Annotated in this window: 9 protein-coding genes; 4 read left to right on the top strand and 5 right to left on the bottom strand. The window is 67.1% G+C overall.

Annotated features, from left to right (window positions below):
* The coding region (locus tag ACTIFJ_RS14200) for a threonine ammonia-lyase (protein ID WP_439534764.1) at window positions 1–867 on the top strand (867 nt) is incomplete at its 5' end.
* Here ACTIFJ_RS14200 and glpD read toward each other — a convergent pair.
* Window positions 839–2,368, bottom strand: coding sequence for a glycerol-3-phosphate dehydrogenase (gene glpD / locus ACTIFJ_RS14195; RefSeq protein ID WP_439534763.1), 1,530 nt, complete (start codon window positions 2,366–2,368; stop codon window positions 839–841). The genes ACTIFJ_RS14200 and glpD overlap by 29 nt on opposite strands.
* 43 nt (window positions 2,369–2,411) lie before the next feature.
* Here glpD and glpK point away from each other — a divergent pair, with 43 nt between their 5' ends.
* Both glpK and ACTIFJ_RS14185 read left to right on the top strand, forming a co-directional pair.
* On the top strand, window positions 2,412–3,878 hold the full coding sequence (glpK, locus tag ACTIFJ_RS14190) for a glycerol kinase GlpK (RefSeq protein WP_439534762.1): 1,467 nt from the start codon (window positions 2,412–2,414) through the stop codon (window positions 3,876–3,878).
* Window positions 3,879–3,886: 8 nt separating this feature from the next.
* Window positions 3,887–4,099: a hypothetical protein gene (locus tag ACTIFJ_RS14185; protein ID WP_439534761.1), complete on the top strand. Its 213-nt coding sequence runs from the start codon at window positions 3,887–3,889 to the stop codon at window positions 4,097–4,099.
* Here ACTIFJ_RS14185 and ACTIFJ_RS14180 read toward each other — a convergent pair.
* Together ACTIFJ_RS14180 and ACTIFJ_RS14175 are read right to left on the bottom strand one after the other, a co-directional pair.
* Entirely contained in the window at window positions 4,093–5,271 is a 1,179-nt protein-coding gene (locus ACTIFJ_RS14180; protein WP_439534760.1) for a vWA domain-containing protein, read from the bottom strand. The genes ACTIFJ_RS14185 and ACTIFJ_RS14180 overlap by 7 nt on opposite strands.
* 8 nt (window positions 5,272–5,279) lie before the next feature.
* Entirely contained in the window at window positions 5,280–5,687 is a 408-nt protein-coding gene (locus ACTIFJ_RS14175) for a MarR family winged helix-turn-helix transcriptional regulator (protein ID WP_439534759.1), read from the bottom strand.
* Between the two features lie 121 nt (window positions 5,688–5,808).
* Here ACTIFJ_RS14175 and ACTIFJ_RS14170 point away from each other — a divergent pair, with 121 nt between their 5' ends.
* Complete coding sequence (locus tag ACTIFJ_RS14170) at window positions 5,809–6,528, top strand: DUF1428 domain-containing protein (protein WP_439534758.1); 720 nt, start codon at window positions 5,809–5,811, stop codon at window positions 6,526–6,528.
* Between the two features lie 6 nt (window positions 6,529–6,534).
* On the opposite strand, the gene ACTIFJ_RS14165 is transcribed toward ACTIFJ_RS14170, so the two are convergent.
* Both ACTIFJ_RS14165 and ACTIFJ_RS14160 read right to left on the bottom strand, forming a co-directional pair.
* A complete protein-coding gene (locus ACTIFJ_RS14165) occupies window positions 6,535–7,380 on the bottom strand; it encodes an AAA family ATPase (protein ID WP_439534765.1) in 846 nt (281 codons plus the stop codon).
* 71 nt (window positions 7,381–7,451) lie between these two features.
* Entirely contained in the window at window positions 7,452–8,117 is a 666-nt protein-coding gene (locus ACTIFJ_RS14160) for a hypothetical protein (protein ID WP_439534757.1), read from the bottom strand.
* Window positions 8,118–8,300 lie beyond the last annotated feature (183 nt).

The raw sequence follows: 8,300 nt of genomic DNA, 5'->3' as shown, positions 1-8,300 counted from the left end.
CGGCTGCTGATCAAGCCCGAGTGCCTGCAGATCACCGGCTCGTTCAAGTTCCGCGGCGCCCTGAATCGGCTGCTGGCGCTATCGGCGGCCGACCGCGCCGCCGGTGTCGTCGCCTATTCGTCGGGCAACCATGCCCAGGGCGTCGCCCGCGCCGCGCGGCTGCTCGGCGTGCCGGCCGTGATCGTCATGCCCGCCGACGCGCCGGCGCTGAAAATCGCCCGCACCCGCGCCGATGGCGCCGAGATCATCCTCTACGACCGCCTCACCGAATCACGCGAGGGTATTGCCGCTGGCATTGCCGAGGCCAGGGGCGCGACGATCATCCCACCGTTCGAGGACCGCCATGTCGCGGCAGGGCAGGGCACGGCCGGGCTGGAGGTGGCGAACGATCTGGCCACGCGCGGCCTGCAAGCGGACCTGGCGCTGGTCTGCTGCGGTGGCGGCGGATTGGCGTCGGGCTTCGCCATAGGCTCGGGCCTGCCGACGATAATCGTCGAACCGGACGGCTATGACGATGCCGGGCGCAGCCTCGCCGCCGGCGAGATCCTGCCGGTCGAACAGCCCGGCCCCACCCGCTGCGACGCACTGCAGACGCTGCGGATGGGCCGCCTGGCCTTCACTACCCTGTCTTCGGTCGACGCCCGGGGCATCAGTGTTTCGGAACGCGACGTGGCAAACGCCGTCGCCTTCGCCTTCACCGAACTGAAGCTGGTCGTCGAACCGGGCGGCGCCGTGGCGCTGGCGGCCGTTCTGGCAGGCAAGGTCGATCTCGCCCGGCGCACGTCCGTGGTCATATTGTCCGGCGGCAATGTCGATGCGCAGACCTTCGCAGCCTGCCTCAGCGAGGCCGGTCGAAGCGGTGCGTGAGCGGCAGTTCGGCCTGGGCAGGCGGTTCATCGCTCGCCTCGCCGAACCAGCGCGCCACCGCCTGGCGCCCGGCAACGCCGATATGCAGCCCCATCTTCGTCCGCCGCCACAGCACGTCCTCGGCGGTGGCCGCCCATTCCCGGTCGCGATAATGCTGGAGTTCGGCCTCGAACATGCCGCCGATATTCGGCCCCAGCCCCGCCTCGAGCAGCGGCACCGCCGCCGTGCCCAGTGTATGCGCCAGCCGGCGGACCAGCTTCGGGTCGTAATTCTCCTGCGCCGCCGTCAGCTGATTCAGCCATTCGCGGAAGGCCGACTGGCCGTCCTGCCCGGCCCGGCGCGGCACATCGCCGCCCGGCAGCGGCGCCGTCGCCGTCCAGCCACGCTTCCCGCTGGCGACCCGCGCCAGCACATCCTCGGCAAGCAGGCGATAGGTGGTCAGCTTGCCGCCGATCACCGTCAGCGCCGCCATGCCATCATGCTCGACGATCCGCCAATCCCGTGTCGTCTCGCGCTCGCCCTTGCCAGGCTCCAGCACCAGCGGCCGCACGCCGACGAAACGATGAACGATATCGGCGGCAGACAGCGGACGCGCCAGCCCGCGATTGGCCGCCGCGAGCAGATAGTCGACCTCGTCGTCCCCCACCGCCGCGTCTCCCGGCGCGTCGATGGTTTTCTCGGTCGTGCCGATCAGCGAGAAATCGTGCTCATAAGGCAGGATGAAGATGATCCGCCCATCCGGCTGCTGGAGCATGAAGGCATCGCGACCGAGATGCACGCGGCGGGTGACGATGTGCGATCCCTGCACCAGCTTCAACGCCGGCGCGTCGTTCAGGCCGAGCACCTGCCGCGCCACCTCGCCCGCCCAGGGGCCCGCGGCATTGACGATGCGCCGCGCCGCCAGCCGCCGGGCATCGGCCAGCGTCACCTGCCAGATATCGTCCTGCCGTGTCGCCGACACCGCGGCGTTGCGCGGCAGGATCAGCGCGCCGCGCGCCGCCGCATCCTGGCAGTTGGCGATAACCAGCCGGGCATCGTCCACCCAGCCATCCCAATAGCGAAACGCCGTCACGCTCTTGTCGGCCAGTGCCCGCCCGGCCCTGTCGTTCATCAGGTCGACCCGCGCCGAGCCCGGCACCGCCCGGCGTCGCGCCAGACGATCGTACAGGAACAGTCCGGCGCGCACCATCCAGCCCGGCCTGGCGCCGGCGCCTTGTGGCAACACGAAGCCCTGCGGCCAGCTGATGTGCGGCGCAATATCGAGCAGCACCTCACGCTCCTTCAGCGCCTTGCGGACGAGGCCGAAGTCGTAGAATTCGAGATAGCGCAGCCCGCCATGAATCAGCTTGGTCGAGGCGCTCGACGTCCCGCCGCCGAGATCGCCGGCCTCGACCAGCGCCACCGAAAGCCCGCGCCCGGCCGCATCACGGGCGATGCCGGCACCGTTGATGCCGCCGCCGATCACCAGCAGGTCGTGAAGACTGTCTGAACGCCCGTCCATCTCCGGGCTTGACTAGTCGAGCCGCCCCGCCTTGGAAAGGCGCATGCACGCCGACCTGCTTCTCGTCCTCGATGCCGGCACCACCTCGACCCGCGCCATCGCCTTCGATTCCACCGGTACGATCGTGGCCAGCGCCGGCCGCCCGCTGACACAGCATTATCCGGCACCGGGCCATGTCGAGCATAATGCCGCCGAAATCTGGAATCTGTCCGAGGCCTGCCTGCGCGAGGTCGCCGATCAGCTGGGGCAGGGGCGGCTGGCTGCGCTCGGCATCACCAACCAGCGCGAGACGCTGGTTCTCTGGGACGCCGAGACCGGCGAACCGCTGGCCCCGGCGATCGTCTGGCAGGACCGGCGCACCGCCGCGCTCTGCGCCCGGATGAAGGCCGACGGCCATGAGCCGCTGGTCCAGGCCCGCACCGGCCTGCTGCTCGACCCCTATTTCACCGGCACCAAGCTGCGCTGGGCGCTCGACAACTGGCCCGACGTCGCTGCCGCCGCCCGCCAGGGCCGCCTGCGCGCCGGGACCGTGGACAGCTGGCTGGTCTGGAAGCTGACCGAGGGCAAACACCACATCACCGACGCCACCAACGCAAGCCGCACGCTGCTGATGGACCTCGCCACCGGTCGCTGGGATCCGGAGCTGCTGGCGCTGTTCGACATTCCCGCCGCCATCCTGCCGCGCATCACCGATTGCGCCGGCGACCTCGGCGAGACCAGCCTGTTCGGCACTTGCCTGCCGATCACCGGTTGCGCCGGGGACCAGCATGCCGCCAGCATCGGCCAGGCCTGCCTCGCACCCGGCGGCGTCAAGGCGACCTATGGCACCGGCGCCTTCCTGCTCGCCCATGCCGGCCATCAACCGCCGCGCTCGGCGCACCGCCTGCTCGCCACCCTGGCCTGGCAGCTCGACGGCCGCGCCGCCTATGCGCTCGAAGGCTCGATCTTCATTGCCGGCGCCGCCGTCCAGTGGCTGCGGGACGGCCTCGGCATCATCGGCTCAGCCAGCGAGACCGAGGCGCTCGCCCGCTCGGTGCCGGACAGCGGCGGCGTCCAGTTCGTCCCCGCCCTCGCCGGACTCGGCGCGCCGCACTGGGCACCGGACGTGCGCGGCCTGATCACCGGCCTCTCTGCCGGCACTACCAAGGCCCATATTGTCCGCGCCACGCTGGAGGCGATGGGCCAGCAGACCGCCGATCTCATCGACGCCTTGCGCGCCGACGGGCTACCGGTCGCGCTGCTGCATGTCGATGGCGGCATGGTCGCCAATGACTGGCTGTGTCAGGACCTCGCCGACAGCATCGGCATCCCTGTCCGCCGCCCGCGGGTCATCGAGACCACGGCGCTCGGCGCGGCCATGCTCGCCGGCCTCGGCTGCGGCTGGTTCGACAGCCTGGAAGACGCCGCCGAGGCCATGGTCCATGCCGACCGCGATTTCGAGCCCGAAGGCGATCCCGCACCACGCCGCGCCGCCTGGGCCCATGCCATCCGCCAGACCCTTACAGATTAGGCCCCGTCATGCTCGACACATCCAGCCCCATGCTCAGCCTCGCCATGGTGGCGGCCTTCATCCTGATCGGCGGCGGTTTCTGGCTGATCCGCGCACCGGGCGGCAACCGGCTGAAGGCCGGGCTGATGATCGCCGCCGGCGTCGTCACCCTGTTCAACGTCTGGGTCAACACGCTGCCGCTGCCGCCGGCGCCCACCCAGGCCACGCCCGCCGCTCAGTGATGCCGGGTCAGCGCCCGCATCGCCCGGTCCAGGCCGTCAAGGGTCAGCGGATACATCCGGTCCTCCATGATCGACCGGATCATCTGGGTTGACTGGCTATAGCCCCAGTTCTTCTCGGGAACCGGATTGAGCCAGGCCGCCGAGCGATAAACGTCAAGCATCCGTCGCAGCCAGACGTCACCCGCTTCCTCGTTCCAATGCTCGACCGACCCGCCCGGATGCGAGACTTCATACGGGCTCATCGCCGCATCGCCGACAAACACCAGCTTGTAGTCATGCGGGAACTTGTGGAGCAGCTCGATCACCGGCGTCCGCTCGGTCCAGCGCCGCTTGTTGTCCTTCCATAACGCCTCATAGGGGCAGTTATGAAAGTAAAAGAATTCCAGATGCTTGAACTCGGTTCTTGCAGCCGAAAACAAGGTTTCGCACATCGTGACATGCGGGTCCATCGAGCCGCCAACATCGAGCATCAGCAGCAGCTTGACGGCGTTGTGACGCTCCGGCCGCATGACGATGTCGAGCCAGCCCTGCTTGGCGGTGCCCGATATGGTCCGGTCAAGATCGAGCTCATCAGCAGCACCCTCGCGGGCGAAACGCCGCAACCGCCGCAGCGCCAGCGCGATGCTGCGCGATTCAAGCGCCTGGCTGTCATCGAGGTTACGAAACTCGCGCTTGTCCCAGACTTTCACCGCGCTGTTGTTGCGGTTGCGATCTTGGCCGATCCTCACGCCTTCGGGATGGGCGCCATAGGCGCCGAACGGGCTCTTGCCGCCGGTGCCGATCCATTTGTTTCCGCCTTCGTGACGTTCCTTCTGCTCGGCAAGCCGTTCCTTCAGCGTCTCCATCAGCTTGTCCCAGCCAAGCTTCTCCAGCGCCGCCAATTCATCCGGCGACAGGTTCAACTCCGACACACGTCGCAGCCAATCCTCGGGAACACGCGCATGTTCGACGTCAACACTGGATTCCAGTCCCTTGAAAACCTTCCCGAACACCATGTCGAACCGATCCAGGAGAGCCTCATCCTTCACATAGATGGCGCGGGCCAGATAATAGAAATCGGTGATCGACCAGTCGATGACATCGGCCTGCAGCGCCTCGAGCAGCAGCAGATGCTCCTTCATCGACACCGGCAGCCGGGCGGCGCGCAATTCTTCAAGGAAGCCCAGAAACATGGCCCAGCCTAGCCAACCCCGGCGATCAGCGCCAGCCCGTGGCGGAGGTCGGTGGCTTCGACGATCTCCACATCGATGAGTTCGTGCGTCGCCTGCCAGGTCGGCACGGCGGCGGCCAGTGCGGCCTCGCCTTGCCGCGTCAGGCGCGGGCGGCGGCTGCGCTTGTCCGTTTCGTCGGGCTGGATCGACACCAGCCCGGCGCGCTCCAGCGGCTTCAGATTGGCCGTCAGTGTGGTCCGGTCCATCGCCAGGAACAGCGCCAGATCCCCCAGCCGCGGCGCCTCGGGCCGGTTGAGCGCCATCATCAACGAAAACTGGCCGCTGGTGAGCCCATAAGGCGCCAGGGCCGCATCGAAACGCCGCGCCAATGCGCGCGCCGCACGGTGCGTGGCAAAGCACAGGCAGTGATCGCGCACATGGAGCGTAGTTCGATAGGGGACAAGGGGTTCATTCAGCTGCGCGGTTGACATGGCCCTCTCAATACGTTGATATCAACGTAACTACAAGTCGAGTCGCTTTACGGATGGGGAGGAAGCCATGGGCTATATTGACGGATTCGTGCTGGCCGTTCCGACGGACAGGAAGGCCGACTATATCGATCACGCCAACCAGGCCGCACCGATGTTCGTCGACCTCGGCTCGACGCGATTGGTGGAAGCCTGGGGCATCGATGTGCCGATCGGCAAGCAGAACGACCTCCACATGGCCGTGCAGGCAGAGCCCGGGGAGACCATCGTCTTCTCCTGGCTCGAATGGCCCGACAGGCAGACCCGCGACGCGGGCGGGGAGGCGATGCGGGCAATGCCGGGCGCTGAAGACATGATGGCAACCATGCCCTTCGACGGCAGCCGCATGATCATGGGCGGCTTCGCGATCATCGCCGACACTGGCCCGGTCTCCGGCACCGGGTTCATCGACGGCATGATCATGCCCGTGCCCCTCACCCATCGCGACGCCTATACCGCACTGGCGCACCGGCAGGCCGAGGCGCTGCTAGCCCATGGCGCGCTGCGCGTCGTCAGTGCCTGGGGGGACGATGTGCAGGACGGCAAGCGCACCGATTTCCGCCGGGCGACGCTGGCGAAGCCGGATGAGGCGGTGGTGTTCTCCTGGGTGGAATGGCCATCGCAGGCGGCCCATGATGCCGGATGGCCGGGCGCGACGGCCGATGCGCGGATGCAGGGCGACGCCGCCGTCCAGGATGGCCATCGCATGGCGTTCGGCGGTTTCGAGATGGTTGTCGACAGCCAGCCCTGAGCGGAATCAACCCTGGCCGCGGCGGCTCATGAAGGCCAACCGCTCGAACAGCATCACATCGGCCTCGTTCTTCAGCAGGGCGCCGTGCAGCGGCGGGATCAGCGACTTGGTATCGCGGCTGCGCAGGACCTCGATCGGCAAATCCTCGTGGCAGAGCAGTTTCAGCCAGTCGAGCAATTCGCTGGTCGAGGGCTTTTTCTTCATGCCCGGCACATCGCGGATCTCGAAGAAGATGTTCAAGGCTTCGGCCACCAACGACTTCTGGATATCCGGAAAATGAACCTTGACAATGGCTTCCATGGTTTCCCTGTCAGGAAACCTGATATAATGGAAGAAGCAGCGGCGGAGGAAAGCGTCCGGAAGCTCCTTCTCGTTGTTCGACGTGATGATGATGATCGGCCGTTGAACGGCGGTCACCCGCTCGCCCGTCTCATAGACATCGAAGGACATCCGATCGAGCTCGGTCAGCAGGTCGTTGGGGAACTCGATGTCCGCCTTGTCGATCTCGTCGATCAGCAGCACCGGCAGCTTCGGCGCCGTGAACGCCTCCCAGAGCTTGCCGCGCCGGATGTAGTTGCCGATGTCGGTGACGCGCGGATCGCCGAGCTGGCTGTCCCGCAACCGGCTGACCGCATCATATTCATACAGGCCCTGCTGCGCCCGGGTCGTCGACTTGATGTTCCATTCGATCAGCGGCGCATCGAAGCTGTCGGCGATCTGCTGCGCCAGCACGGTCTTGCCGGTACCGGGCTCCCCCTTGACCAGCAGCGGCCGGCGCAGGGTGACGGCGGCATTCACCGCCACCTTCAGGTCTTCGGTCGCGACATAGCCGCTGGTGCCGGTAAAACGAATGGACATGGGGCAGGGGCCTCTCTCGATCAGACCATAGGTACGCTAGCGGGCCGAAGCAATCGGCGGCGCCGTCAGCGATAGGCGTAGAGGACTTCGCTCTTCTCGCCGCCGGTATAGCCGAACATCGAGCCCACCGAATCATTCTGCTGGGCGACAAGCCTCGGCTCGCCGTCGGTCGAGATCCGGTAATTGTTGATCTGCTCGAAGCTGGTCACCTTGATCAGCAGGTTGAGCTTGAAGGGCTCGCGCGCCGTCACTGTCAACCGTTCCACCCAGGGCTCGCCGCTGCGGCTGCCCAGCACCGCCTCGGCCTGCAGATGCGCGGAAATATCCTTGCCGTCCGCCATTACGCTGCCGGCCGGCAGCACCGGGACCACCAGAACCGTCCGCCCCTGGGCGTCGGTCCGGCGCTCGGTCGCCGCCGCCACGATCCGGGCAAGCTCATGATAGCCGGGCACATTCTCGGCGTCCTTGCGGCGCTCCATCGATCGCCGCTCGCGTTCGGACGGGGCATGGCCGTCGATACTGACCAGTGTCCACCGCGCGCCGTCCCAGCGCTCGGTCCGCAACTGCCGGGTCAGCGAGCCGCCACCCTTGCGTTCCAGCCGTGTCGTCCGTTCGAAGGAGAGCTTGGCGGGCGGCACAGCCCTGGCGCTGGCAACGATCTTGTCACGCAGCGGATCACGGCCTGCGTCGCCGATCGGCGGCACCCCGGCAGCGATCAACAGGAGAGCCAAGGACGCCAACGAAAATCTGCGCATGACCGGTTTCATAGCCTTGCCGCGTAGCAGCGACAAGTTACCATCCTGTAACACATGGCCCCCGCGGCGGCGAACACGACCGGTCGTGGCGGCATCAGGACAGGACCCGCATCAAGTATCGAGGAAGCTCCGCATCTTGCGGCTCCGCGACGGGTGCTT

This window comes from Polymorphobacter sp. (assembly GCF_051860865.1).
Lineage (GTDB): Bacteria > Pseudomonadota > Alphaproteobacteria > Sphingomonadales > Sphingomonadaceae > Sandarakinorhabdus.
Note: the sequence above shows the minus strand (reverse complement) of the source record. Positions and strands in the feature narration are given on the sequence as shown.